Source organism: Variovorax sp. RKNM96 (assembly GCF_017161115.1).
GTDB lineage: Bacteria > Pseudomonadota > Gammaproteobacteria > Burkholderiales > Burkholderiaceae_C > Variovorax.
In genome coordinates this window covers 3,975,985-4,000,179 of sequence record NZ_CP046508.1, presented here as the reverse complement: position 1 = coordinate 4,000,179, position 24,195 = coordinate 3,975,985, and the positions used below count along the sequence as shown (strand labels likewise).

23 protein-coding genes are annotated in these 24,195 nt (G+C 66.5%); 5 read left to right on the top strand and 18 right to left on the bottom strand.

Annotated features, from left to right (window positions below):
- Nucleotides 1-22: 22 nt before the first annotated feature.
- From GNX71_RS18385 to GNX71_RS18355, 7 genes are all read right to left on the bottom strand, one after another.
- On the bottom strand, nucleotides 23-1,360 hold the full coding sequence (locus GNX71_RS18385) for a GTP-binding protein (RefSeq protein WP_206173649.1): 1,338 nt from the start codon (nucleotides 1,358-1,360) through the stop codon (nucleotides 23-25).
- On the bottom strand, nucleotides 1,360-2,301 hold the full coding sequence (cysD, locus tag GNX71_RS18380; protein ID WP_206173648.1) for a sulfate adenylyltransferase subunit CysD: 942 nt from the start codon (nucleotides 2,299-2,301) through the stop codon (nucleotides 1,360-1,362). The genes GNX71_RS18385 and cysD overlap by 1 nt, the downstream gene beginning before the upstream one ends.
- Nucleotides 2,302-2,343: 42 nt before the next feature.
- Entirely contained in the window at nucleotides 2,344-2,976 is a 633-nt protein-coding gene (locus GNX71_RS18375) for a phosphoadenosine phosphosulfate reductase family protein (protein WP_206173647.1), read from the bottom strand.
- A 13-nt stretch (nucleotides 2,977-2,989) separates the two neighbouring features.
- Entirely contained in the window at nucleotides 2,990-3,385 is a 396-nt protein-coding gene (locus GNX71_RS18370; protein ID WP_042582854.1) for a DUF934 domain-containing protein, read from the bottom strand.
- Entirely contained in the window at nucleotides 3,382-5,160 is a 1,779-nt protein-coding gene (locus GNX71_RS18365) for a nitrite/sulfite reductase (RefSeq protein WP_206173646.1), read from the bottom strand. The genes GNX71_RS18370 and GNX71_RS18365 overlap by 4 nt, the downstream gene beginning before the upstream one ends.
- Nucleotides 5,161-6,090: 930 nt before the next feature.
- Nucleotides 6,091-6,699 carry a peroxiredoxin-like family protein gene (locus tag GNX71_RS18360; protein WP_206173645.1) on the bottom strand — a complete coding sequence of 203 codons (609 nt, stop codon included), beginning with the start codon at nucleotides 6,697-6,699 and terminating at the stop codon, nucleotides 6,091-6,093.
- A gap of 28 nt (nucleotides 6,700-6,727) precedes the next feature.
- Nucleotides 6,728-7,264, bottom strand: coding sequence for a carboxymuconolactone decarboxylase family protein (locus GNX71_RS18355; RefSeq protein ID WP_206173644.1), 537 nt, complete (start codon nucleotides 7,262-7,264; stop codon nucleotides 6,728-6,730).
- Between the two features lie 127 nt (nucleotides 7,265-7,391).
- Between GNX71_RS18355 and GNX71_RS18350 the strand changes: the two genes are divergently transcribed.
- Entirely contained in the window at nucleotides 7,392-8,345 is a 954-nt protein-coding gene (locus tag GNX71_RS18350; protein ID WP_206173643.1) for a cupin domain-containing protein, read from the top strand.
- A gap of 30 nt (nucleotides 8,346-8,375) precedes the next feature.
- Here the strand turns inward: GNX71_RS18350 and GNX71_RS18345 are convergent, their stop codons facing one another.
- The 8 genes from GNX71_RS18345 to GNX71_RS18310 form a co-directional block, all read right to left on the bottom strand.
- The gene (locus GNX71_RS18345; RefSeq protein ID WP_206173642.1) at nucleotides 8,376-9,194 is read right to left on the bottom strand and encodes a M55 family metallopeptidase; all 819 of its coding nucleotides are present in this window, start codon (nucleotides 9,192-9,194) and stop codon (nucleotides 8,376-8,378) included.
- Nucleotides 9,191-10,267 carry a P1 family peptidase gene (locus GNX71_RS18340; RefSeq protein WP_206173641.1) on the bottom strand — a complete coding sequence of 359 codons (1,077 nt, stop codon included), beginning with the start codon at nucleotides 10,265-10,267 and terminating at the stop codon, nucleotides 9,191-9,193. Before GNX71_RS18340 ends, GNX71_RS18345 begins: the two co-directional genes overlap by 4 nt.
- 9 nt (nucleotides 10,268-10,276) lie before the next feature.
- Complete coding sequence (gsiD, locus tag GNX71_RS18335) at nucleotides 10,277-11,203, bottom strand: glutathione ABC transporter permease GsiD (RefSeq protein WP_042579669.1); 927 nt, start codon at nucleotides 11,201-11,203, stop codon at nucleotides 10,277-10,279.
- A 10-nt stretch (nucleotides 11,204-11,213) separates the two neighbouring features.
- The gene (gene gsiC, locus GNX71_RS18330; protein WP_206173640.1) at nucleotides 11,214-12,134 is read right to left on the bottom strand and encodes a glutathione ABC transporter permease GsiC; all 921 of its coding nucleotides are present in this window, start codon (nucleotides 12,132-12,134) and stop codon (nucleotides 11,214-11,216) included.
- Between the two features lie 58 nt (nucleotides 12,135-12,192).
- Nucleotides 12,193-13,746, bottom strand: coding sequence for a glutathione ABC transporter substrate-binding protein GsiB (gsiB, locus tag GNX71_RS18325; RefSeq protein WP_206173639.1), 1,554 nt, complete (start codon nucleotides 13,744-13,746; stop codon nucleotides 12,193-12,195).
- A 63-nt stretch (nucleotides 13,747-13,809) separates the two neighbouring features.
- Complete coding sequence (locus GNX71_RS18320; RefSeq protein ID WP_206173638.1) at nucleotides 13,810-15,687, bottom strand: dipeptide ABC transporter ATP-binding protein; 1,878 nt, start codon at nucleotides 15,685-15,687, stop codon at nucleotides 13,810-13,812.
- 29 nt (nucleotides 15,688-15,716) lie between these two features.
- Nucleotides 15,717-16,673 (bottom strand): isoaspartyl peptidase/L-asparaginase, encoded by a 957-nt coding sequence (locus GNX71_RS18315; RefSeq protein WP_206173637.1) that lies wholly within the window; start codon nucleotides 16,671-16,673, stop codon nucleotides 15,717-15,719.
- Nucleotides 16,670-17,647: a MurR/RpiR family transcriptional regulator gene (locus GNX71_RS18310; protein ID WP_206173636.1), complete on the bottom strand. Its 978-nt coding sequence runs from the start codon at nucleotides 17,645-17,647 to the stop codon at nucleotides 16,670-16,672. Before GNX71_RS18310 ends, GNX71_RS18315 begins: the two co-directional genes overlap by 4 nt.
- 314 nt (nucleotides 17,648-17,961) lie before the next feature.
- On the opposite strand from GNX71_RS18310, the gene GNX71_RS18305 reads away from it, so the two are divergent.
- Nucleotides 17,962-18,876 carry an alpha/beta hydrolase-fold protein gene (locus tag GNX71_RS18305; RefSeq protein ID WP_241026972.1) on the top strand — a complete coding sequence of 305 codons (915 nt, stop codon included), beginning with the start codon at nucleotides 17,962-17,964 and terminating at the stop codon, nucleotides 18,874-18,876.
- Between the two features lie 100 nt (nucleotides 18,877-18,976).
- Nucleotides 18,977-19,843, top strand: coding sequence for an alpha/beta hydrolase-fold protein (locus GNX71_RS18300; RefSeq protein WP_206173635.1), 867 nt, complete (start codon nucleotides 18,977-18,979; stop codon nucleotides 19,841-19,843).
- A 65-nt stretch (nucleotides 19,844-19,908) separates the two neighbouring features.
- On the opposite strand, the gene GNX71_RS18295 is transcribed toward GNX71_RS18300, so the two are convergent.
- A complete protein-coding gene (locus GNX71_RS18295) occupies nucleotides 19,909-20,334 on the bottom strand; it encodes a PaaI family thioesterase (protein ID WP_206173634.1) in 426 nt (141 codons plus the stop codon).
- A 14-nt stretch (nucleotides 20,335-20,348) separates the two neighbouring features.
- A complete protein-coding gene (locus tag GNX71_RS18290) occupies nucleotides 20,349-20,801 on the bottom strand; it encodes a GNAT family N-acetyltransferase (protein WP_206179550.1) in 453 nt (150 codons plus the stop codon).
- Between the two features lie 124 nt (nucleotides 20,802-20,925).
- Between GNX71_RS18290 and GNX71_RS18285 the strand changes: the two genes are divergently transcribed.
- Nucleotides 20,926-21,954, top strand: a complete 1,029-nt coding sequence (locus tag GNX71_RS18285; RefSeq protein WP_206173633.1) for an aldo/keto reductase — start codon at nucleotides 20,926-20,928, stop codon at nucleotides 21,952-21,954.
- A 3-nt stretch (nucleotides 21,955-21,957) separates the two neighbouring features.
- Here the strand turns inward: GNX71_RS18285 and GNX71_RS18280 are convergent, their stop codons facing one another.
- Complete coding sequence (locus GNX71_RS18280) at nucleotides 21,958-22,851, bottom strand: LysR substrate-binding domain-containing protein (protein WP_093432232.1); 894 nt, start codon at nucleotides 22,849-22,851, stop codon at nucleotides 21,958-21,960.
- Between the two features lie 175 nt (nucleotides 22,852-23,026).
- Here GNX71_RS18280 and GNX71_RS18275 point away from each other — a divergent pair, with 175 nt between their 5' ends.
- Nucleotides 23,027-24,184, top strand: coding sequence for a branched-chain amino acid ABC transporter substrate-binding protein (locus GNX71_RS18275; protein ID WP_206173632.1), 1,158 nt, complete (start codon nucleotides 23,027-23,029; stop codon nucleotides 24,182-24,184).
- Nucleotides 24,185-24,195 lie beyond the last annotated feature (11 nt).

Below are 24,195 nucleotides of genomic sequence, written 5' to 3'. Positions count from 1 at the left end.
TGATCGGGGAAAACCCCAGATTTTAGGCCTTTGCGGCGGCGGGCTGCACGAGTACCGCAGCGGCGGTCTTGTGGGAGGCCGTATCGACCAGCACCAGCGAGCCCAGGGCGCGCGATTGGGTGAAGGGCAGAACGCCCAGCGGCTGCTGCAGTGCGAGCACCACATCGCCGATGGAATTGGCTTCGAGCTGCGTCGCCGGTTCCGATTCGAGCGTGGTGATGTTCACGCGATCGACGATGCGCGCGACCTTCGCCTTGACCCAGCGGTGGCCCTGCAGCGCCCAGTACACGCGGCCCGCGACCAGTGGCTCGTCGTCCAGCCAGGCCACGGTGGCGGTGATCTCGCGCACCGGCTCGAAGGCGCCGGGCGCCAGCAGCCAGTCGCCGCGCGACACGTCGACCTCGCGGTCGAGCACGATGCCGGCGCTGTGGCCCGCATGCACCGACTTCGGCTGGCGCGTGTGGCTCAGCACCTGGGCGACGGTGGCGGTCTGGTTGCTCGGCAGCACGGTCACGCGCTGGCCGGGCTCCACATGGCCCGAGGCCACGCGGCCCCAGAACACGCGACGGCCCTGCGAGGTGTCGGCGGAAGAAGAGAATTTCTCGACCCATTGCACCGGGAAGGCGAAGGGCACGGCCTCGTCCTGCACCGTGACCGGCAGGTCTTCGAGCAGCGCGAGCAGGCTCGGGCCTTCGTAGCCCACCCAGTCGGCATGGCGCGTGGCCACGTTCCATCCCTTGAGAGCCGAGATCGGCACGATGCCGGCCACTTGCACGCCGGCCGCTTCGGCAAAGGCGTTCAGCGCGGTCGAGATGCGCTCGAAGGCGAGACCCGCGTCGTCGATGGCGTCCAGCTTGTTGACCGCGAACACGATCGACTGCACGCGCAGCAGGTGGCACAGCAGTGTGTGGCGGCGCGTCTGCGGCAGCAACTCGCGCTTGACCACGGTGCCGTCTTCCACTTCAGCGGCCCATGCCAGCTTGGTCGCGTCGACCAGCACCACGGCGGCATCGGCGGCCGAGGCGGCGGTGACCATGTTGCGGGTGTACTGCTCGTGGCCCGGCGCGTCGCCGATGATGAACTTGCGCTTGGCGGTCGAGAAGTAGCGGTACGCCACGTCGATCGTGATGCCTTGCTCGCGCTCGGCCGAGAGGCCGTCGGTCAGCAGGGCCAGGTCGGTTTCGCCGCCGCGCTGCACGCCGGCGAGCTGGTCCTGCAGCACGGTCTTGCTGTCCACCAGCAGGCGGCCGATCAGCGTGCTCTTGCCGTCGTCGACCGACCCGCAGGTGATGAAGCGCAGGGCGGTGCCGGTGTCGCCATGCACGGCGAGTTCATTGGGGGTGGCTGTCGTCGCGCTCATCAGAAGTAACCGTCTTTCTTGCGTTTTTCCATGGAGGCTTCGGAGGTCATGTCGTCCATCCGGGTGGCGCCGCGTTCGCTGACGTCGACCGTGAGCGTTTCGATCACCACGTCGCCCGCATCGGCCGCGAGGCTTTCGACGGGGCAGGTCGTCGTGATGTCGCCCACGGTGCGAAAGCGCACATCGCGCACCTGCACCGTTTCGCCGTCGCGCTGCGGGGTCAGTTCGGTCACCGGCACCAGGAGGCCGCGGCGCTCGACCACCTCGCGCTTGTGCGTGTAGTAGATCGACGGCAGGCCGACGTGCTCGCGCTCGATGTACTGCCACACGTCGAGTTCGGTCCAGTTCGAGATCGGGAACACGCGGAAGTGTTCGCCGGGGGCCAGGCGCGTGTTGAACAGCGTCCACAGTTCGGGGCGCTGGTCCTTGGGTTGCCATTGGCCGAAGGAATCGCGGTGCGAAAAGATGCGCTCCTTGGCACGTGCCTTTTCCTCGTCGCGGCGGGCACCGCCGATCAGCGCGTCGAAGCGGAATTCTTCAATCGCTTCGAGCAGCGTCACCGACTGGTGCGCGTTGCGCGATTCGCCCGGGTGCGCCAGGCGCACGGTGCCGCGCTTCATCGAGTCCTCGACGCTGCGCACGATGAGTTCGGCGCCCAGTTCCTTGGCGCGCTGGTCGCGGTAGGCCGTCACTTCGGGGAAGTTGTGGCCCGTGTCGATCATCAGCAGCGGGTAGGGAATGCGGCCGACGCCGAATGCCTTCTCCGCGCACTTCAGCAGCACCAGCGAATCCTTGCCGCCCGAGAACAGCAGGGTGGGGCGCTCGAAGGCGGCCGCCACTTCGCGCAGGATGAAGATGGTCTCTTCCTCCAGCGCATCGAGGTGCGTGTTGGACAGGTGCGCCGGCGACAGCAGCAGTTCGGTTTCGGTACGGGCGTTCATCGGGTTGGGGCTGGATTCAGGGGATCGGTGAAGCGTTGGCGCTCAGTGCGCGATGTGCAAGCCGCACTCGCGGTTGTCTTCGCCCTTGGTCGGGTCCACGTAGTCGAAGTTGTTCGGCAGGCCGTGCGCCGTGCAGTACTCGTACAGCTCCTTGGACGACCAGTGCAAGAGCGGCGCGACCTTGATCAGGCCGTCGGGGTTCACGCTGACCGGGTCCATCTGTGCGCGCACAGCCGTGTCGGTGGCCCGCAGCGCGGTGAACCAGACCTTGGGCGCCGTCTCGCGCAGCGCGCGGGCGAAAGGCTCGAGCTTCACCTCTTCGGTGAAGGCGGCATGGCGCGGATCGTCGAGCGCCGGCGTCGGGCCCTCCACCGCTTCGCGATGCGCACGCGAGCGGCGCGGCAGGTAGATGTGCAGGTCCAGGCCCAACTGCTTCGTCACCTCGTCGGCAAAGCGATAGGTGGCTTCGGTGTTGTAGCCGTTGTCCATCCAGATCACCGGCACATCGCGCCTGGCACGCGTGACCATGTGCAGGATCACCGCCTCGAAGGGGCGGAAGTTGGTGGTGATGATCGAAGGCTGGCCCAGGCCGATCGCCCAGTCCACCAGGCCTTCGGCGTTGCGGCCGAGGTCGGTGTTGATGCGCGCGAAGTCAATGTCGGTGGCGATGCTCATGTCGAAAGCCTTCTCAGCTGCCGGCCACGAAGTGCGGCGCGGTCTTCACCGCATCGCCCTGGTAGAAGGCAGAGAAGCGGTCGAACTGGCGCTGCGCGTCGGAGGCGTCCACACCTTCCTTCAGCACGGCGCTGGAGAAACCGGTGCGTTCCATCTGCACCAGCTGGTCGATCAGCACGTCGCCCGTGGCGCGGATGTCGCCCGTGAAGCCCAGCCTGCGGCGCAGCAGGAAGGCCTGGCTGTACGCGCGGCCGTCGGTGAACTTCGGAAAATTCAGGTCGATGCGCTCAATGTCGGCCAGGCACACCTCGATGGCGAGCGGGTCGGCGTCGTTGGCGAGCTGCAAGACCTTCGGGTCGCCGTCGTCGATGTGTTCTTCGGCCGAGAGGATGTTCAACGTCTTGTTCATGCTGCTTCCTCCACCTTGAATCGCGCACCGTTGGCTGCGGTCTTGAAGGGATCGGGTCCGACGCGGCGCAGCGTGTCGATGAAGGTCTCGCCCGACACACGGGTGTCGCGGTAGGTGGTGAGCACGGCCTCGATCACGCCCGGCACTTCGGCCGCCGAGAACGAGGGGCCGACCGCCTTGCCGGCCTGCGGCGTGCCGCTGAGCGCGGAGCCGTCCGAGCCGCCGAGGGTGACCTGGTACCACTCCTTGCCGTCCTTGTCGACGCCCAGGATGCCGATGTGGCCGCTGTGGTGGTGGCCGCAGGAGTTGATGCAGCCGCTGATGTGCAGGTCGATCTCGCCCAGGTCGTCGAGCTCGTCGAGGTCTTGATAACGCTCGGTGATCGCTTCGGCGATGGGAATGGAGCGCGCATTGGCCAGCGCGCAGAAGTCGCCGCCCGGGCAGGCGATCATGTCGGTCAGGAGGTGCACGTTGGCGCTGGCCAGGCCTGCGGCGCGGGCGGCGAGCCACAGCGCGTGCAGGTCTTCGGCGTGCACCCAGGGCAGCACCACGTTCTGGTCGTGCGTCACGCGGGCTTCGCCGGCCGAGAAGCGGTCGGCCAGTTGCGCGAGCGTGTCGAGCTGGTCGGCCGACGCGTCGCCGGGGGCCTGCTTCAGGCGCTTGAACGACAGCGTGACGGCGCGCAGCGCGGGATTCTTGTGCGGTGCCACGTTGCGGGCGAGCCAGCGGGCGAACTGCACGTCGTCGGCGGCGTGGGCGCGCAGCTCGGCATCGGTCTTCTCGGCGCTCTGCAGCACGCGGGTGGCGAGCGTCGGCGGCACGAAGGAGGCGGCCACGCGGTCGTACTCTTCCTGCGTGATGGTGTGCGGCGCGCCGTCGTGCTCGAGGATCTGCTTGTACTCGGCATCGACGTCGTCGATGTAGCGCTGGCCTTCGGCCTTCACCAGGATCTTGATGCGCGCCTTGTAGATGTTGTCGCGGCGGCCATAGCGGTTGTAGACCCGGATCACCGCTTCGAGGTAATTCATGATCTGCTGCCACGGCAGGAACTCGCGCAGCACCGTGCCGATGATGGGGGTGCGGCCCATGCCGCCGCCCACCTGCACGCGAAAGCCGATCTCGCCGGCTTCGTTCTTCACCACATGCAGGCCCACGTCATGCCAGCCGGTGGCGGCACGGTCTTCGGTGGCGCCGGTGATGGCGATCTTGAACTTGCGCGGCAGGAAGGCGAACTCGGGGTGCAGCGTGCTCCATTGGCGCATGATTTCCGCGAACGGACGCGGATCGGCGATCTCGTCGACCGCAATGCCGGCGCGCTCGTCACTCGTGATGTTGCGGATGCAGTTGCCGCTGGTCTGGATGCCGTGCATGTCGACCGAAGCGAGCAGGTCCATCACGTCGGCCGACTTGGCGAGCGGAATCCAGTTGTACTGGACGTTCTGGCGCGTCGAGAAGTGGGCGTAGTGGGTCGGGAGCTTGTGGCTGCCGAGGAGGCCCTGCGTCTCGATGGCCTTTCGGTAGACCTCGGCTTCGGGCTCGTCGTATTCGCGGGCGATCTTGGCCAGCACGCGCAACTGGCGGCTCGAGAACTCGCCGTAGGGCACTGCCACACGCAGCATCGGCGCATAGCGCTGGACGTACCAGCCGTTCTGCAGCCGCAGCGGGCGAAACTCGTCCTCGTGCAGGCGGCCCTTTTGCCAGCGCTCGAGCTGGTCTCTGAACTGGGCGGCCCGTTGGTGAACGAACTGGCGATCGAATTCTGTGTATTGGTACATCGTGCGTGCTGTGTCTTGAAGTGCGGTGCGTCCAGCGCCCCAGCAAGAAGCCGAGATTCTGAAAGCGGGCCTTATGGAAACAAACTATTTTTTGGTTCGCGCTTTATGCGGATAAGCTTATTCGCCAGTGTTCATGCGGGTTTCGGGGCGGTTGGATGCTTATTCCGGATAAGGCGAACGGGCGGAAACCGGGTGCCGGGCTCGAGGATTTTAGGAACTGCTGGGTTTCGTAGGCATTGATCTGGTTTTCTTTCCGAGGCCGGGTCTCGCCCCGGCGGGCGAGCTACTTTCTTTTGCTTCGCCAAAAGAAAGTAGCCAAAGAAAAGGCGACCCCACTGTCTGCGACCCTTCGCTGCGCTACGGGCAACCTGCGGTGCTCGCGTTTCGCGGGGTCTCGCAGAACTCGCTTCGCTCAAACAGCTGCGAGCCCTGATCCGCGAAACGCTGCGCTCCTCGGCGCAGCCAGAGGGGAGGGGGAGACGAACGTGCCATCGCTGTGCTCGGCTTGCAATCGGGCCTTTGCTTCGCTCGGCTTGGGCTTGGATTGGCTCCCTCTCCCTTTGGGAGAGGGCTGGGGTGAGGGCACCGTGGCCGAGCGAAGCGATGGCATGCCGGTCCCCAAATCCCTTCTGTATGCGCCGAGGAGCGGAGCGTTTCGCGGATCAGGGCTCGCCCTTGTTTGAGCGAAGCGAGTTTGGGCGAGACCCCGCGAAACGTGAGCACCGCAGGTTGCCCGTAGCGAAGCGAAGGGACGCAGACAGCAGGGTCGCCTTTTCTTTGCTTACGTTCTTTTGGCGAAGCAAAAGAAAGTAAGTCGCCTGCCGGGGCGAGACCCGGCCTCCGCCCTCAGCAAAGAGAAAGAAAAGCAACTCAGCGCAGCATCGCTGAGCAGCAGTTGAATCGCAGGCAAGCCCAACAGCCAAACGCAATTCAAGCGGCCTCAGCGTGCCGAGTACGCCCGATCGCCGCAACCACCTCATCCAGATCCGCCCGCTCCCGGTAATCCACATCCACATGCGCAAACCGGATCACGCCAGCCTCATCGATCACGAACGTCGCCGGCACCGGCAGCACCCATTGCCCGTTGCCGTTGAGCACCGGCAGGTTGACCCCGCCCGCGCCGTACAGGTCCACGAGTTCCGGCGCCAGCGTCGTGCCGATGCCGAAGCCGTGCGCGGCATCCAGGTTCGAGTCGCTCAGCACGGGGAACGCCAGGGCATTTTTCCGTGCCGTGCTCATCGAGTGGTCCGGCGTCTGCGGAGAAATCGCCACCAGCTTCGCCCCGAGCCCGTGCAGCTCGCCCAGGCGCTGCTGCAGTGCGCGAAGCTCGGTGTTGCAGTACGGGCACCATCCACCGCGATAGAACGACACCACCAGCGGGCCGTCCTTCCACAGGTCGCCCAGACGAACCGGGCGCCCCAGCGCATCGGGCAAGGTGACGTCGGGCGCCTTGCTTCCTTTGCGCAGGGCCCGTTCTTCCAGCCCCGAAGCCCGCAGGCCGGCAATGAACGCATCGATTTCAACGGCCGTGTTCGTCATGGCGATCTCTCCTGGGTGCGTGCGCGGTTCAGGCCACCGCGGGGAAATCCACCGCGGTGTCGTTGATGCGGTTGAACACGTTCGTGAACACCGTCACCGCGATGGCCAGGCTGATGTCCACCAGCTGCGTGTCGGTGTAGCCGGCCGCCTTGATCGCATCGAATTCGCCCTGGCTGATCGTGCCGCTCGTGCGAACCAGCTTGCTCACGAAATGCACGAGCGCATCGCGCTTGGCGTCACCGGTGGGTTGCCCGTCGCGAATGGCCTTGAGCACGTCCTGCGGCAGCCCCGCGAACTTGCCCAGCAGGCTGTGCGCGGCCACGCAGTAGTCGCAACCGGCGACCTTGCTGACCGCCAGCTTGATGGTCTCCTGGTCCTGCTTGCTCAGCGAGCCGCCGGCGAGTGCGCCATCGGCCTGCAGCACGGCCTTCAGGGCGGCGGGACCGTGCGCGCCGAGGGTGGCGAAGGTGTTGGGCACGCTGCCGGCGGCCTTCTTGATCTGTGCGTAGACCTCGGCGGTGGCGCCGGTTGCGGTGTCGATGGCGGGGGTGGCGATGCGGGTCATGGTGAAGATCCTGAGAAGAAACGTTGTTGAGAAGCCTTGACTGTATGGCTCGGGAATGAGCTTGATAAGGCGGAATGTGGTCAATAAACTATCGAATCGTCTCAACACGGAGTCTTCAGGATCTCGCATGGATTGGCTCAGTCGCTTCCTCGGCATGATCCCGGTCAGTGGCCGGCTGGAACTCCGGTGCCTGTACGGCGCACCCTGGCGCGTCGTCTACGAGCCCTCGCCGGCGGGCGAGATGCCCTATCACGTGGTCCTCAGCGGCAGCGCCGTGATCGAGAGCCCGGATGGCGGTGCGCCCCACGAACTGTCGGCGGGCGACATCGTGTTGATGACGCACGGCTCCGCTCACGTGCTGCACGACGGAAGCGGCGCCAAGCCGGGGCGGGTGAAGAAGCGCGAAAACCTCAGCGTCGTCGTGAGCGAGAACAGCGGGCGCGGCGAGCGCCTGGACATGCTGTGCGGACGGTTCGTGCTGGCCCCCCATCACGAACGGCTGGTGCGCGACTACCTGCCTTCCACGCTCGTCATACGGGGCGCTGCAGACACGACCGAGGCGCAGCGCGCGACGCACGCGCAGGTCACGCGCCTCGTGGAGATGATGCGCACCGAGTCCACGGCCGATGCCTTGGGGGGACTCGCCATGCTGAATGCGTTGTCGGCGGCGCTCTTCACCGTCGCGCTGCGCCTGGCCGGCGAATCCGAAGACGCACCGGTCGGCCTGCTGGCCTTGGCAGGGCACCCGCGCCTTGCGCCCGCCCTGGCAGCCATGCTCGACGACCCGGCGCATCCATGGACGCTGCCCGAACTCGCACGGCTGTGCCACATGTCCCGGGCCACCATGGCGCGGCACTTCCAGGACCGGGTGGGGCGCTCGGCGAGCGACCTCCTGACCGACATCCGCATCGGCCTGGCGATCAACGAACTGCAGAACCCCTCGTCATCGACCGAGGCGGTCGCCGAGAAAGTGGGTTACCAATCGGTGGGGGCCTTCAGGCTGGCCTTCAAGAAGCGCATGGGCACGTCGCCGGCGGACTGGCGGCGAACGGCTGCCCGAGCGAACATCGCAGAAGGTTGAGCACCCCCGCGTGCTCGATGCTGCGCTTCGTCAGCGCAGCATCGACGACATGGCCGAGCAGCAGTTCAGCATGCGCACCGCCGCTTCCACCGTGTCGGCGTTGAAGCGCAGCGTGACGCCATCAACGCGCTCGAACGTCGGCCACTGGCAGAACAGGTCAGCCATCATCGGCGACTGGGTGCGCAGCGTGACCACCTGCGGGCCCTTGAAGACCAGCGGACTTGCATTGCCGCGCGCAGCCAGCGCCTGAACCACGCCGGCACGGATCGCCTTGCGCGATTGCTCCGGCGAAAGCGACACGCCGCTGTTGAACCCCGTCGCCTTCTTCGTCTCGACAAACGTCGCATGCGGAAAGAGCGCGCGGTTCTCGGAGATGAACACGTCATCTCCGCTGCCCATCACCACGGGCACGCCGTACTCGCCGGCCAGCGCGCCGTAGATCCCGGCCTCGCCCAGCTCCTGGTCCCCGAACCGGATGCCCGCAAAGGCAAAGCCGTTGATCGTGTGCGCAAGGATGCCGCGCCCCTGTGCACGCGAGTGATAGCCGACCATGCAGACCGCGTCCACACCTTCGTCCACGCCCGCCACCATGCTCAGGTAGCGCGGCTTGCCCTGCACGACACGGGCGCGCGCATCGAGCACATCCGGCGGCATGTTGCGGAAACCGCCGTGCGAATCGTTGACCAGCACCTCGGTGGCACCCGCGTCGAAGGCGCCGGCAATCGCCGCGCTGGCTTCGTGCGCCATCAGCAGGCGCGCGCGTTCGTATTCGGGGTTGCCTTGCCGTGCCTGCTCGTGGTGGTAGACGCCCGCAACGCCTTCGATGTCGGTGGAGATCAGGACTTTCATGAGGGGGCGCGTGTTTCCGCGAGAGAAAAGAGGGAAGAAGGTGGCAGCAGCTCCGAGAGCGCCGCCCGGTGATTGCCATCGCGGCCCGTCACGGCCGTGGCGCGCCACAGCGCATGAAGAATGGCCTGCTCGGTGCTGTCGGCCGCGGCCTGGAAGAGGCCGTCGAGCAGCCCGTCGTGCACCATCGCGATCGTCGGCATCGGGCGGTCGACGCGGTCGGGCACGGTGTAGGCGGTCGAGAAGGCGAGCACGATGTCGCCGCTGCCATGGCCGAAGACCGAGCCGGTGCGCGCCAGGCCCGCGCCTGCACGCAGCGCGAGGCGGCGCAGTTGGCGCGCGTCGAGCGGCGCATCGGTCGCGACCACGATGATGATCGAGCCCTTCTCGGGCTCCTTGAATTCGGGCGTGTTCTGCGCGGCCAGCCGCTCGCCGACCGCGTGGCTGGCCAGCACCAGCTGCGGCTGCCGGCCGTAGTTCGCCAGCACGAGCGCGCCTACCGTGTGCACTTCACCGCAGGGCGACGACACGCGCCGCGAGGCGCTGCCGATGCCGCCCTTGAGCTGGAAGCTCGACATGCCGCGCCCCGCGCCGACCGAGCCTTGCGCGAAGTCGGGGCCGGCGGCGTCGAGCGCCTGCAGGTAGTCGGCCTCGGTGATCGCCAGCCGCTGGATGTCGTTGAGAAAGCCGTCGTTGCACTCGAAGACCAGCGGGTTCACCGTGGGCAGCGACCGGCCGCTCTCGGGGTTGGCCGCGAGGCAATGCCGGATCTGCGCCGTCGCCACGGTGCCGACCGAGAACGTGTTGGTCAGCGCGATCGGCGTCTCCAGCACACCGAGTTCGGCGAGCTGCACCAGCCCCACGCTCTTGCCGAAGCCGTTGAGCACCACGGCGGCGGCCGGCACCTTGTCGCGGAACGGATCGCCGGCATGCGGGCGGATCACCGTCACGCCCGTCTGCACGCCGCCGTCGTCCAGCGTCTGGTGGCCGACCGTGACGCCTTCGACGTCGGTGATGGCGTTGCGCGCGCCCTGGAGCAGGGTACCGATGTAGGGCAGGGTGTTCGTCGATGCCATGAAGAACGGTTACTCGCGGTCGATCTTCGGATCGAGCGCATCGCGCAATGCATCGCCCAGCAGGTTGAAGGCGAGCACGGTGAAGAAGATGGCCAGGCTCGGGAACAGCGCCACGTGCGGCGAGGTCACCATGTCGGCGCGCGCTTCGCTGAGCATCGCACCCCATTCAGGCGTCGGCGGTTGCGCGCCCATGCCAAGGAACGAGAGGCTCGCCGCCGTGATGATCGAGGTGCCCACGCGCATCGAGAAGTACACGACGATCGACGAGATCGTGCCCGGCAGGATGTGCCGCACGATGATGGTCCAGTCCGACGCGCCGATGCTGCGCTCGGCCTCGATGTAGGTCTGCTGCTTGAGCACCAGCGTGTTGCCGCGCACCAGGCGCGCAAAGGCCGGCACGCTGAACACCGACACCGCCACCACCACGTTGGTCATGCTGCTGCCCAGGATGGCGACCACGCCCAGCGCCAGCAGGATGCCGGGGAAGGCGAAGAGCACGTCCGAGATGCGCATCACGATGCGGTCCCACCAGCCCTCGTAGTAGCCCGCGAGCAGGCCGAAGGCCGTGCCGATGAAGCCGCCCACCAGCACCGAGAGAAAGCCCGCCATCAGCGAGATGCGCGCGCCCGCCAGGATGCGGCTGAAGATGTCGCGGCCCAGCGGATCGACGCCGAACCAGTGCGTGGCCGAGGGCCCGCTGTTCAGCATGTCGTAGTCGAAGAAGTTTTCGGGATCGAACGGCACGATCCACGGTGCGAACACCGCCACGAACACCAGCAGCAACACGAAGATCGCCGCGACGATGCCCACTGGCTGTTTCTTGAAGCGGCGCCAGCATTCGCCCCAGGGCGTGCGGACCTTGCCGGCGTGTTGGAGGGTGGCGACCGGGGAGGTCGGAAGAAGGGTGTCGGCAGGCACGCCGGAAGCTTGCGTCATGTCGGCGTGCTCACTTGTAGCGGATGGTGGGGTTGATGTAGCCGTACAGCACATCGACCACCAGATTGATCAAAATGAACTCGAGCGAGAACAACAACACCAGCGTCTGGATGACGGGGTAGTCGCGCATCTGCACGGCATCGACCAGCAGGCGGCCGAGGCCGGGCCAGTTGAACACCGCCTCCACGAGGATGGAGCCGCCCAGCAGGAAGCCGAACTGCAGGCCCATCATGGTGACCACGGGGATCAGCGCATTGCGCAGCGTGTGCTTGAACACCACGCTGGATTCGCGCACACCCTTGGCGCGCGCGGTGCGAACGAAATCTTCCTGGATCACTTCGACGAACGAGGCGCGCGTGAAGCGCGCCATCACGGCCGCCACGGCCGCGCCCAAAGTGATCGAGGGCAGGATGTAGTGCTTCCAGGTCGCGGCGCCCACGGTGGGCAGCCAGCCGAGTTGCACCGAGAAGATCTGCATCAGCAGCATGCCCAATGCAAATGCGGGGAAAGAGATGCCCGACACCGCCAGCGTCATGCCGATGCGGTCGGGCCATTTGTTGCGGTACACGGCCGAGACGATGCCGATGCCCATGCCGAAAATCACCGCCCACACCATGCTGGTGATGGTCAGCATCACCGTCGGGAAGAAGCGCTCGCCGATCTCCGTCGACACCGGCCGCCGCGTGCGGATCGAGGTGCCGAAGTCGCCCTGCAGCATGTGGGTGAAGAAGTTCACGAACTGCTGGGGCAGCGGCTTGTCGAGGCCGAGCTCCGCGCGGACCATGGCCACGGTCTGCTCGTCGGCCTCCTGGCCGGCCGCGAGGCGCGCGGGGTCGCCGGGCAGCATGTGGACGAACAGGAACACCAGCACGGCCACGATGAGCAGCGTCGGGATCAGGCCCAGCAGGCGTTTGAGAAAGTAATTCAGCATGGGGTGCGGGTGTCGCGTGCGGGCGATGGCGCGATGCCATCGCCCGGTGCGCGCTCAATCAGTTCGAGACAGCGATCGCGTCGATGTTGATGTTCGCGTCAGGCATCACGTACACACCCGACAGGCGCTTGGCATGGGCCGACAGGTTCTGCTCCGTGACCAGCGGCACGCGCGGTAGGTCCTTGCGGATCTCGTCCTGTGCGGTCTTGTAGAGCGCGGCCTTTTCCTTGTCGTCGACCGTCACCAGCGCCTTGGCGAGCGCGTTGTCCACCACGTCGCTCTTGTAGAACGACATGTTGTTCAGCTTCGGCGCCCACGATTCGGAGGCGAACAGCGGACGCAGGCCCCAGTCGGCTTCACCCGTGGACGACGACCAGCCCGTGTAGTACATGCGCACCTTGGCCGTCTTCGGATCGGGCCATGCATCCACCTGCTCGGTGCGCTGACCCACTTCGAGCGCCTGCACCTGCAGCTTGATGCCCACTTGCGCGAGCTGCTGCTGCACGAACTGGATGGTCTTCTGGCTGGTCGTGTTGTTGTAGGCGCTCCAGAGCACCGACTCGAAACCGTCGGGGTAGCCGGCTTCCTTCAGCAGTTCCTTGGCCTTCTTCACGTCGTAGGGAATCGGCGCCATCTTCTCGGCGAACTTCACGCCCTGGGGCATCACGCCTTGCGCGGGGAAGGCATAGCCGCCGAAGGCGACCTTCGACAGCGCTTCCTTGTTGATCGCGTAGCCGATGGCTTCGCGCACCTTCGGGTTGTCGTAGGGCTTCACCAGCATGTTGAATGCGAGGAAGCGCGTGATGATCGAGGGCGAGGCCACCACTTCGAGCTTGTCGCTCTTCTTCAGCAGCTCGGCCTGCTCGTAGGGAATGGGGAATGCGAAGTCGGCTTCGCCGGTCTGCAGCATCGCGGCGCGCGTGTTGTTCTCGAGCACCGGCTTCCACTGCAGGTTGTCGATCTTCGGGAAGCCCTTCTTCCAGTAGCCGTCGAACTTCTTGGCCTTGACCGCGTCGGTCTGCTTCCACTCGACGAATTCGAAGGGGCCGGTGCCCACAGGGTGGAAGGCGATGTCCTTGTTGCCCCACTTCTTCAGCGCGGTGGGCGAAATCATCGCGGCCGAGGCGTGGGCCAGCGAGTTGATGAAGGGGCCGAAGGGCTCCTTCAGCGTGATGCGCACGGTCGTCGGGTTCAGCGCCTCGACCTTGCCCACGCGGTTGAACTGGTTGTAGCGCAGGAGCTTGTTGTCCTGGTTCAGCACGCGGTCGAGCGTGACCTTCACGGCTTCGGCGTTGAAGTCGGTGCCGTCGTGGAACTTGACGCCGCTGCGCAGCTTGATGGTGTAGACCAGGCCGTCCTTCGACACGTCGTAGCTCTCGGCGAGCACGTTCTGCACCTTCAGGTCCTTGTCGAACTGGAACAGGCCTTCATAGAAGGTCTTGGTCACGGCCGTGGTGATGGTCGTGTTGGTGTTGTACGGGTCCAGCGTTTCCGGCTGGTAGCCGATCGACAGCACCACGTCTTTGGAGGCGAGCGCCGTGCCCGATGCGGCCAGTGCCGCCAGGCCCAGCAGTGCGGATGCCCATCGCAGGGAGGAAGAAGATTGCTTCATGGAAGAACTCCAGTCGGTTCGAGGAAAAAAGCAGGGGGGCCTGCGGGATGAAAAATCAAAAAATCAGAACGCGCCGCCGATGGCATGCCGCGCAACGAAATGGCCGGGCGCGACCTGCACCAGCGGCGGCACGTCGGGCTCGTCGCCCACCGCGCGAATGGGGCTCGGGATCTCGCCTTCGAGCAGCGCGCGCGGCTTGTGGCGGCGCGAGGGGTCGGCGACCGGCACCGCGGCCATCAGCTTGCGGGTGTAGGCGTGCTGCGGTGCTTCGAACACCGCGCGACGCGGGCCGATCTCCACGATCTGGCCGAGATACATCACGGCCACGCGGTGGCTGATGCGCTCGACCACGGCCATGTCGTGCGAGATGAAGAGAAACGCCACGCCCAGCTCGCGCTGCAGGTCGAGCATGAGGTTGACGATCTGCGCCTGGATCGACACGTCGAGCGCCGACACCGATTCGTCGGCCACCACCACCTTCGGATTGAGCGCGAGGGCACGTGCAATCGCGATGCGCTGCCGTTGTCCGCCCGAGAACTCGTGCGGATAGCGCTGCGCCACCTCGGGCGGCAGGCCCACCTTCTGCAGCAGCCAGTCGACGCGCTGCTGCGCCTCGGCGCCCTTGGCAATGTTGTGGATCAGCAGCGGTTCCATGATCGAGAAGCCCACCGTCACGCGCGGATCGAGCGAGGCGAACGGGTCCTGGAAGATGAACTGGATGTTCCGGCGCAGCGCCTGCAGTTCTCGGGTTGGCAGTTCGCGGATGTTCTGCCCGCCGAACTCGATCGCGCCGCTCTGGCTCTCGACCAGGCGCAGCAGCGAGCGGCCGGTGGTCGACTTGCCGCAGCCCGATTCGCCGACCAGGGCCAGCGTTTCGCCGGGGTACAGGTCGAAGCTGATCTTTTCCACCGCATGCACGCGGCGCTTCACGCGGCCGAAGATGCCGCTGCGTACGTCGAAGCGTGTGACGAGGTCGCGCACGCGCAAGATCGGGCCGGCTTCTTTGCGCACAGTGGTCTGCGGCGTGGTATTGGTGCAAGGAACGGTGTCGGGGCTGCCTTCGGTGCGCAGCAGTTCGAACTTGGCCGGGAGGTCCGTGCCCTGCATCGCGCCGAGCTTCGGCACGGCCGACAGCAATGCCTTCGTGTAGGGGTGCTGCGGCGCTGCGAACACCGTGTCGGAAGAGCCCGCTTCGACCTTGTCGCCGCGGTACATCACGAGCACGCGGTCGGCAATCTCGGCCACCACGCCCATGTCGTGCGTGATGAAGAGCACGCCCATGCGCATCTCTTTCTGCAGTTCGCGGATGAGCTGAAGGATCTGCGCCTGGATCGTCACGTCGAGCGCGGTGGTGGGCTCGTCGGCGATCAGCAGCTGCGGCTTGCACGACAGCGCCATCGCGATCATCACGCGCTGGCGCATGCCGCCCGAGAGCTGGTGCGGAAAGCGGTCGAGCACGTTGCGCGCTTCGGGAATGCGCACGAGTTCGAGCATGCGCAGCGCCTCGGCGCGCGCGGCCGCATTCGTCTTGCCCTGGTGGATGCGGATGGCCTCGGCGATCTGGTCGCCTGCGGTGAACACCGGGTTCAGCGATGTCATCGGCTCCTGGAAGATCATCGCGATGTCCGCGCCGCGGATGCCGCGCATCGTGCCGTCGCGCGCCTGTGCGAGGTCGAGCACCTCGCCATTGCGGCGGCGGAACGCCATGCGCCCGCCGAGAATGCGCCCGCCGCCGTGTTCCACCAGCCGCATCAGCGCGAGCGAGGTGACCGACTTGCCCGACCCCGATTCGCCCACCACCGCGAGCGTTTCGCCATGGTCGACGTGGAAGGAAAGGTTCTTGACGGCATCGACGGTGCGCTCGGAGGTCGAGAAGCGCACGGTGAGGTCGTCGACGGCGAGAACGCGGCCGTCCGGCAGGGCGAGGGCAGGGGTGGACATGGGAGTGCGAGGGAAAGAGGGGGCGCGTGTCAGGCGAAGATGGCCGTGATAGGCGTTTCGTCGCCGCGCGCGTGGCCGCGGTACATGCCTTCGGTGTTGAAGGCGAGGCTCAGGTTGCCGTGGCGGTCGACGGCGATCAGCCCGCCGGTACCGCCGATGGCGGGCAGCGACTGGTGCACCACGGCGTGCGTGGCGGCTTCGAGCGTCGCGCCGCCGTAGGCCATGCGCGCGCAGATGTCGTGGGCCGCCGCGACGCGGATGAACATTTCCCCGCTGCCGGTGCAGGAGATGGCTGCGGTGCGGTCGTCGGCATAGGTGCCAGAACCGATCAACGGCGAATCGCCGATGCGGCCGACGCGCTTGTTGGTCATGCCGCCGGTCGAGGTGGCTGCGGCGAGGTGGCCGTGCATGTCGAGCGCGACGGCGCCGACAGTGCCGAACTTCTTGTCTTCATCGAGCGGTGGCGTCATGGCCGCGCCCTCGTGGTCGGTGACCACGCGGCCGGTGTCGCGCACGCGGTAGAGCTGCTGGCGGCGCGCCTCGGTCGAGAAGAAAAAGGGCTCGACCATCTCGAGCCCGTGGTCGCGCGCGAAGGCTTCGGCACCCGCGCCGGCCAGCAGCACGTGCGCGCCGTCTTCGAGCACGGCACGCGCGGCGCGCACCGGGCGGCGGACGTGGCACACGCCGGCGATGGCGCCGGCGGCGAGCGTGGCGCCGTCCATCACGGCGGCATCGAGTTCGTGGGTTTCCTCGTGCGTGAAGACCGCGCCGTGGCCGGCGTTGAAGAGCGGGCACTCTTCGAGCAGCTCGACCGCGAGACAGGTGGCGTCGAGCGCGGAGGCGCCCTTGAGAAGCGCGGCTTGCGCGGCGCGCACGATGTTCTGCAGCGCGTCGTGGTACGCCTGTGCCTGCGCGGCGCTGGTCGTGGCGGCGCTGATGGTGCCGGCACCGCCGTGGATGGCGATGACGGGCGTGGTGTTCTTCATCGGAGAGCTTTCTTTTTCTTCTTGCCGGCGCCGTTCAGGGCGGCGGCATTGGATGTACCGGTGGTGCGGGCGGCAATGCCGTCGATGCGCGGCAGCCCGTTCGCGCCGTGCAGCCAGGGCCGCAGCACCTGCAGCGTGCGGCGGGCGGACTGCACCGGGTCAGGCGCCCGCAGCGCGACGGCGCTGGTCAGCGCCTCGACCAGCGCGAGCACGCTGGTTTCGCAATTCGGGCGGTAGTTGGTTTCGGTCTGGCAATAGAGCGCCACGTCGGCCAGCGGCGCCATCGGGGAGGTCGGCCGGTCGGTGAGCGCGATCACGCCGCAGCCTTGCTCGCGTGCGATCTGCGCGAGCATCACGGTGTCGGTCAGGTAGCGCGGAAAGGTGAGGCCGATGAACACGTCCTTCGGGCCCGCGTGCATCAGCGCACGGGCCGCGTGCGTGACGCCGCTCACGCCCGGCAGCAGGCGCACGTCGGGGCAGCTGCTGTCCAGCCCATGCTGCAGCAGACCCGCGAGCCAGCCGCTCGCGCCGAAGCCTGCGATGTAGATCGAGCGCGCCTTGCCGATGCGCTCCACCGCGGCCTCGCAGGCGGCGTAGTCGAGGGTCTGGCGCGTGGCTTCGATGTTGCGGCGGCTTTCGTCGAGCGCGGTGGCGAACACCTCGGCCACCGTGGTCGGGTGTTCGAGATTGCCGCGCAGGCGCTCCACCGGCGCCACCAGCGACTCGAAGCCGCGCACGAGCTCGGCGCGGAAGGTGGCGTAGCCGTCGAAGTCCAGTGCGCGGGCGAACCGGTTGGCCGTGGCGACCGAGACGCCCGCGGCGGCCGCGAGTTCGTCGATGGGCAGCGTGGCGACCTGCAGCGGATGCTCCAGCACGTAGTCGGCCACCTGCCGATGCGAACGCGTCAGCCGCGGCAACGCCTGCGCAATGCGCTGGGCCACGGTGGTGCCTGGGGTGTCGACAGGGGTGCTCATGAAGGTGCGGAGGAGCCCGAAAGTGTGCGGTTTTTGAAAACTGGTTTACAAATATAAGTCAGGACGGAAAATTTTCTGTCATTTTTGATCGAGATTGCAAATACCGGGCCAACGGTGGAGGGGTTTGGAAAAGCGGTGGATGCGCGGTTTCTCCTCTGGGGAGCACGCGCTCGGGTTCGTTGCGGGTTCGGCTTCTAGGGGTTTCCCCGAGGTATCGCGTTCTCGCGGCCTGGAGCGATCGCGCGCAGCGGCGCGCGGCCGGTTGTGTCATTGACTACTGACCGGATCGCCAGCGACGATCCGCCGCGGTGCGCATGGCACCGTTCAAAAAAGAAAGAGGATTCGCTATGAAGGCTGGAGGAGTCTTGCGCGCGCTGGCGTGCGTGTGCGGTTGTGCGTTGCTGGTCGCGTTGTCTGCCTGTGGAGGAGGTGGTGGAGGAGGAGGTGGCGGCGGGGCCGCCTTGCCGATCGTGCCGGTGAGCCCGCCCGCCAATCCTCCACCCTCGGCGACGGGGCGCGTGGTGTCCGACAGCATCAAGTCCGCGAAGACCGGTGCGACCTACCCGATCAACATCTTCATCCCGACCGCCTACGACACGGACACGGCGGCGTACCCCGTCATCTACGCAACGGACGGCGACGCGAATTTCAATCCGCCGGGCACCCGTTTCGATAACTTCAAGGCCATCCTGGAGAAGCGCGGCGCCAAGGCAATCCTTGTCGGCATCGGCGGAACCGATCGGCGCGGCACCGACTACGTGCTGCCCGGTGCCAACGCGTACCACGACTTCCTGACACTCGAGCTGGTTCCGTTCATCGAAGCGAAGTACCGCGCCGACACGAAGAAACGCATGCTCACCGGCCTGTCGCTCGGTGGCCTGATGACGGGCATCGCGTTCTTGCTGGAAGCGCCGGACAAGCTGACCTTCTCGTACTTCCTGTCCTTCGAGGGCTCCTTCGGAAGCCTGACCCAGAAGCCGGACCTGGACGCCCTCGAGCAGAAGATGTTCAACGCATCGGCCGGCAAGCAGTTTCCGGTGACGTTGCTGCTTGCAAGATGCAACAGCGGCCCCGACTGCAATGCGGTCCCGGTGAGTGATCTGTACCAGAAACTGAGCGACCGGCATTACCCGGGTCTGGAACTGATCTCGACCCTCTTTTCCTCGACTTCGCACACGCAGACGGATATTCCGGCGTTCGAGGATGCGGTAGCGCGGGTCCTGAAATAGGTTTCGCAAGCGAGCGACTGCCGGACGGCGTTGACCTCGTTGCGGCCTGCGGCGAGCATCTGGTCCGGTGCGACTTGCACCGGGGGAACGAGGAACAAACATGAGACATGAATGGCTTCGCCGTGCGCTCGCGGCGATGGGCAGTTGCGTGATTCTTGCGGCCGTGTCCGCATGCGGGGGAGGGGGCGGGGGCGGAGGAGGCGGCGGTCTGCCGATACTCCCGCCGACCGGCAACGTTCCCACCCAGCCAGGGCCGTCGGCCGGCGGCCGCGTGGTGGCGGATACCTTCCAGTCGACCGCCCTCGGCGCACCCTATCCGATCGAGATCTTCATCCCGACCGCCTATGACAACAGCAGCGATGCGGTGCCCATCATCTATGCGCTCGACGGCGATGCCACCAACGGCCTGCCCGATACGCGGTTCACGAATCTGAAGAACATCCTGGTCAAGCGCGGGACGAAGGCCATCCTCATCGGCATCGGGAACAGCGCGCGCAGGCAGGAGGACTACAACTTTCCGGGTGCCAATGCGTATCACACCTTCCTCACGAAGGAGCTGATTCCGTATGTCGAATCGAAGTACCGCGCGGACCCGAAGAAGCGGATGCTCACGGGCCTTTCGACCAGCGGCAACCTCGCGGCCACGGCACTGTTCCTGGAGGCGCCCGACAACCTGGTCTTCTCGTACTTCATTTCCGTCGAAGCCGCCTTCTGGCAGCAGGAAACCCAGAACTACGACCTTGAAAAGAAGATGTTCGACGCGCTGGCGGGCAGGCCGCTTCCCGTCACCTTGATCCTCGCCCACTGCGTCAGCGGGGGCAACGAGCCGAACGTGACGGCGATGTACCGCCGGATGGCGGCTCGAGGCTATGCGGGGCTGCAACTTCTCGACACGGCGTTCGATGCCACCCACGTGGGGGCGGACGTTCTGGCATTCGAAGATGCGATCGTGAGGATCTTCAAGTAAGGCCAGGAGCGCATCGGAGATCCGATGCCCGTCGTGCCCCGGGACGTGAGCCGCGAAGACCCAGCCTATCGTCCCTGGACATTCACGACGGTGGCCTGCATCAGCGCGATCACCTTGTAGTCAGGCCCATCGCCGGTGAACGCCCGGACCTCGCCCGTGCACACCGCCAGCAGCTTCCCGGCGCTCTGTACGCGCCCGATCGCCAGGAAGCGTTCACCGAGCGCGGGTCGCACGAAGTTGATCTTGAACTCCGCCGTGACCACCTCGAACCCCTGCGGCGCTTTCGTCAACGCCGCGTAGCCGCAGGCGCTGTCCACGAGACTCGTGACCGCGCCCGCATGCACATAGCCGTGCTGCTGCGACAGCGCCGTGGAGAACGGCATCTCGATCTGCACTTCGCCGTCGGTCACCGAGGCGAGCTTCGCGCCGATGGTCTTCATCAAGCCCTGCGCGTCGAAGCTGGCCGAGATTCTTTGGTGGATATCGCTCATGTGCATCGCCGGCCTCAGCCCGCGTCCTTCTGCATGAAAACACTCAGCGGGTCTTCCGGATAACGCCCGAACCGTTCGCGTCGCGCATACCCCGAGCGCGCATAGAACGACAGCGCCTCCGGCTGGCTCACACCCGTCTCGAGCCTGAACATCGCGCAGCCCCTGGCCATCGCTTCGCCTTCGAGAAAAGCCAGCACCTTGGCCGCCACGCCTTGCCCGCGATTCTCCGGCCGCACATACATCCGCTTGAGTTCGCCATACCCGGGCTCCATGACGATGGCCCCGCAGCCGACTGCTGTGCCTGCCTCATCGCGCGCAACCGCGAACAGCACGTTCGGCGCAGACAGCGCCGCGATGTCGATGCCGTAGTGGCTCTCCGGCGGATAGAGCGGCTTCTGGTACGCGTCGAGGTCGTCGATGAGCTGGATGACGTCGGGTTGGTCGGGGTTTTCAATGGCGATCTGCATCCGGTCGATATTACCCAGCGCCCCCCACAAAGCCCGACGCGCGAAGGGGTTCAACGCCCCGGCCAACAATGGCCCAACGGCGGGCCGGTCGGCCCGCCGCTTCATTCTTCGAAGGAGTAGCACTTTGGAATACCGTCATCTGGGCAAATCGGGCCTCAAGGTCCCCGTGTTGAGTTTTGGCACCGGCACCTTCGGCGGCAAGGGCGAGTTCTTCAGCGCCTGGGGCAGCACCGACGTGGCCGAGGCGCGCAAGCTCATCGGCATCTGCATCGACGCGGGCGTCAACATGTTCGACAGCGCCGACATCTACTCCGACGGCGCCGCCGAATCGGTGCTCGGCGAGGCCATCAAGGGTCGGCCCCGCGACAAACTCATCATCTCGACGAAGGTCACGTTCCGCAGCGGCCCGGGTGCGAACGAAGTGGGGTCGTCGCGCCATCATCTCGTGCGGGCGGTCGACAGCGCGCTCAAGCGGCTGGGCACCGACTACATCGATCTCTTCCAACTGCACGGCTTCGATGCGAGCACGCCCGTCGAGGAGACAGTCTCCACGCTCGACGACCTCGTGCGCGCGGGCAAGCTGCGCTATGTGGGCGCGTCGAACTTCTCGGGCTGGCACCTGATGAAGTCGCTGGCCGTGTCGGAGCGCTACGGCTATGCGCGCTACGTGGCGCACCAGGCCTACTACTCGCTGGTCGGCCGCGAGTACGAGTGGGAGCTGATGCCGCTCGCGCAGGACCAGGGCGTGGGCGCCGTGGTCTGGAGCCCGCTGGGCTGGGGACGCCTCACGGGCAAGATCCGCCGCGGCCAGCCGCTGCCCGCCAACAGCCGCCTGCACGTGACGGCCGACATGGGGCCGCCGGTGGCCGACGAACTGCTGTACCGCGTGGTCGATGCGCTGGAGAAGGTCGCCGGAGAAATCGACAAGACCGTGCCGCAGGTCGCGCTCAACTGGCTCTTGCAGCGGCCGACGGTGTCGAGCGTGGTCGTCGGTGCGCGCGACGAAACGCAGTTGCGCCAGAACCTTGGCGCGGTGGGCTGGAACCTCACGCCCGCGCAGGTCGCCGAACTCGATGCGGCCAGCGCGGTGACGAGGACCTATCCCTACTGGCACCAGCAGGGCTTTCTCGAGCGCAATCCGAACCCGGTCTGACGTTCAAGCCGGCGTCAGCCCGAGCACCCACTGCTTGAAGTGCTCCAGCGCCCCGGAGGCCGGACGGCCTTCGGGGTAGGCGAAGTAGTAGCCCTGCGGCACGTCGAGGTGCCGGTCCACCGGGATCACCAGTTCGCCGGTGCGCAGTTCGTGTTCGATCAGGATGCGCGGCGCGAGGCCGACGCCCATGCCGGCCGCAGTCGCCGCAACCACCATCGTGAAGAGCTCGTAGCGAGGGCCGCGCGAGGCGTGCACCGTGTAGTCCCACCCCTGCTGCGCATACCAGTCGCGCCATGCATGCGCGCGCGTGCTCAGGTGCACATGGCGGCAGCGCTCGAAGCCCGCTTCGTCCCACGGCCCGTTGGCATCGCGAAACGCGGGGCTGCAGATCGGCACCATCTCGCCCTCTGAAAAGATCAGCCCGCCGCGCGTGTTGGGCCAGAACTGGTCGCCGAAATAGATCGCCGCGTCGTACGCGTTTTCCTGGAAGGAGAAGGGCTGCGAGCGTGCCGACAGGTTCACCGTGATGTTCGGATGCAGCCGGCTGAAATCGGGCAACCGCGGAATGAGCCACTGCGTTGCGAAGGTCGGCACCACGGCCAGTTCCAGCACGAAGCCCATGTCGTGGCCGGCGCTGATCTCCAGCGTGTCGCGGCGGATCTGGTCGAGGTGCCGGCGGATGCGCGCCGCGTACTCGCGCCCCACGTCGGTCAGCGTGAGACGCCTGCGCACGCGCGAAAACAGCGGCACGCCGAGCCGCTGCTCCAGCATCGCCACTTGCCGCCCGACCGCGCTCTGCGTCAGCGCCAGCTCGGCGGCCGCGCGGGTGAAGCTCCCCAGCCGCGCCGAGGCCTCGAAGGCCTGCAGCGCGCCCAGGTTGGGAATGTCTTTTCTCATCGAATGCCTGTTGTCTCTTCTGTCCAGCTGCCGCAAGCACCTGCCGTGCCCGGGCTCTCGTTGCCTCGTTCCTTCCGGCGCTGCACAACGTTGTGCGCATTTAGCGTTTGTTTCGCATGCCGCCGCGATCCTATTCTGCGTCTCGACCCCTGCCAACGATATGAGGAGACTTCCGATGATTGTTCTGCGCACCCGTCGCACTGCCCGGACCACTGTTCTGTGCATTGCACTGGCTTCCGTCCTTGGTCTGCCCACCGCCGCGCTCGCGCAGGCCGAGCAGACCGTCACCATCGGCCACGCCGGCCCGCTCACCGGCGGCGCCGCCCATTGGGGCAAGGACAACGACAACGGCGCGCGGCTCGCGGTCGAGGACCTCAACAAGCAGGGCCTCGTCATCGGCGGCAAGAAGATCAAGTTCGTGCTGCAGTCCGAAGACGACCAGGCCGACCCGAAACAGGCCATGGTGGTGGCCAACAAGCTGGCCGACATGGGTGTGAAGGGCATGCTGGGCCACTTCAACTCGGGCGCCGCGATCCCGGCCTCGGCCGTCTACAGCCGCGCGGGCCTGCCCGACGTGTCGACCGCCACCAACCCGACCTTCACCAAGCAGGGCTACAACAACGTCTTCCGCATCCTGGCGAGCGACGACGACGTGGGCATGGCCATCGCCGACTTCACCGTGAAAGACTTGAAGGCCAAGAAGATCGCGGTGATCGACGACCGCACCGCCTACGGCCAGGGCGCTGCCGAGGTGTTCACGCGCGGCGTGAAGTCGTTGGGCGGCACCGTCGTCGCGCAGGAGTTCGGCAGCGACAAGGCGACCGACTTCATGGCCATCCTCACCAGCATCAAGGCCAAGCAGCCCGATGTGGTGTTCTACGGCGGCATGGACGCGCAGGGCGGCCTCATCGCGCGGCAGATGAAGCAGCTGGGCATCACCGCGAAGCTGCTCGGCACCGATGGCCTGTGCACCAACGAGGTCGCCAAGATCAGCGGCGGCGCGGTCGACGACCTGCTGTACTGCACGCGCGGCGGCAAGGAGATCGAGAAGACCTCCAAGGGCGCCGAGTTCGAGCAGCGCTACAAGGCCCGCTTCGGCGTCGAGGTGCTGACCTATGCACCGTACCTCTACGACGCCATGATGGCGCTCGCCGCCGGCATGCGCGCGGCCAACTCGGTCGAGCCCGAGGCCTATCTGCCCGCGATGCGCAAGGTGAAGTTCGACGGCGTCACCGGCGCCATCAGCTTCGATGCCAAGGGCAACCTGCAGAAGCCGGACTTCACCGTCTTCACCTACAAGGACGGCAAGCGCGTCCGCGTGGCTGGCTCCTGAGCGCGGAACGC

What these genes read in the sequence shown, in the direction of transcription:
- GNX71_RS18385 (WP_206173649.1), bottom strand. Translation starts at nt 1,360, where the DNA reads ATGAGCGCGACGACAGCCACCCCCAATGAACTCGCCGTGCATGGCGAC.
- cysD (WP_206173648.1), bottom strand. Translation starts at nt 2,301, where the DNA reads ATGAACGCCCGTACCGAAACCGAACTGCTGCTGTCGCCGGCGCACCTG.
- GNX71_RS18375 (WP_206173647.1), bottom strand. Translation starts at nt 2,976, where the DNA reads ATGAGCATCGCCACCGACATTGACTTCGCGCGCATCAACACCGACCTC.
- GNX71_RS18370 (WP_042582854.1), bottom strand. Translation starts at nt 3,385, where the DNA reads ATGAACAAGACGTTGAACATCCTCTCGGCCGAAGAACACATCGACGAC.
- GNX71_RS18365 (WP_206173646.1), bottom strand. Translation starts at nt 5,160, where the DNA reads ATGTACCAATACACAGAATTCGATCGCCAGTTCGTTCACCAACGGGCC.
- GNX71_RS18360 (WP_206173645.1), bottom strand. Translation starts at nt 6,699, where the DNA reads ATGACGAACACGGCCGTTGAAATCGATGCGTTCATTGCCGGCCTGCGG.
- GNX71_RS18355 (WP_206173644.1), bottom strand. Translation starts at nt 7,264, where the DNA reads ATGACCCGCATCGCCACCCCCGCCATCGACACCGCAACCGGCGCCACC.
- GNX71_RS18350 (WP_206173643.1), top strand. Translation starts at nt 7,392, where the DNA reads ATGGATTGGCTCAGTCGCTTCCTCGGCATGATCCCGGTCAGTGGCCGG.
- GNX71_RS18345 (WP_206173642.1), bottom strand. Translation starts at nt 9,194, where the DNA reads ATGAAAGTCCTGATCTCCACCGACATCGAAGGCGTTGCGGGCGTCTAC.
- GNX71_RS18340 (WP_206173641.1), bottom strand. Translation starts at nt 10,267, where the DNA reads ATGGCATCGACGAACACCCTGCCCTACATCGGTACCCTGCTCCAGGGC.
- gsiD (WP_042579669.1), bottom strand. Translation starts at nt 11,203, where the DNA reads ATGACGCAAGCTTCCGGCGTGCCTGCCGACACCCTTCTTCCGACCTCC.
- gsiC (WP_206173640.1), bottom strand. Translation starts at nt 12,134, where the DNA reads ATGCTGAATTACTTTCTCAAACGCCTGCTGGGCCTGATCCCGACGCTG.
- gsiB (WP_206173639.1), bottom strand. Translation starts at nt 13,746, where the DNA reads ATGAAGCAATCTTCTTCCTCCCTGCGATGGGCATCCGCACTGCTGGGC.
- GNX71_RS18320 (WP_206173638.1), bottom strand. Translation starts at nt 15,687, where the DNA reads ATGTCCACCCCTGCCCTCGCCCTGCCGGACGGCCGCGTTCTCGCCGTC.
- GNX71_RS18315 (WP_206173637.1), bottom strand. Translation starts at nt 16,673, where the DNA reads ATGAAGAACACCACGCCCGTCATCGCCATCCACGGCGGTGCCGGCACC.
- GNX71_RS18310 (WP_206173636.1), bottom strand. Translation starts at nt 17,647, where the DNA reads ATGAGCACCCCTGTCGACACCCCAGGCACCACCGTGGCCCAGCGCATT.
- GNX71_RS18305 (WP_241026972.1), top strand. Translation starts at nt 17,962, where the DNA reads ATGGCACCGTTCAAAAAAGAAAGAGGATTCGCTATGAAGGCTGGAGGA.
- GNX71_RS18300 (WP_206173635.1), top strand. Translation starts at nt 18,977, where the DNA reads ATGAGACATGAATGGCTTCGCCGTGCGCTCGCGGCGATGGGCAGTTGC.
- GNX71_RS18295 (WP_206173634.1), bottom strand. Translation starts at nt 20,334, where the DNA reads ATGAGCGATATCCACCAAAGAATCTCGGCCAGCTTCGACGCGCAGGGC.
- GNX71_RS18290 (WP_206179550.1), bottom strand. Translation starts at nt 20,801, where the DNA reads ATGCAGATCGCCATTGAAAACCCCGACCAACCCGACGTCATCCAGCTC.
- GNX71_RS18280 (WP_093432232.1), bottom strand. Translation starts at nt 22,851, where the DNA reads ATGAGAAAAGACATTCCCAACCTGGGCGCGCTGCAGGCCTTCGAGGCC.
- GNX71_RS18275 (WP_206173632.1), top strand. Translation starts at nt 23,027, where the DNA reads ATGATTGTTCTGCGCACCCGTCGCACTGCCCGGACCACTGTTCTGTGC.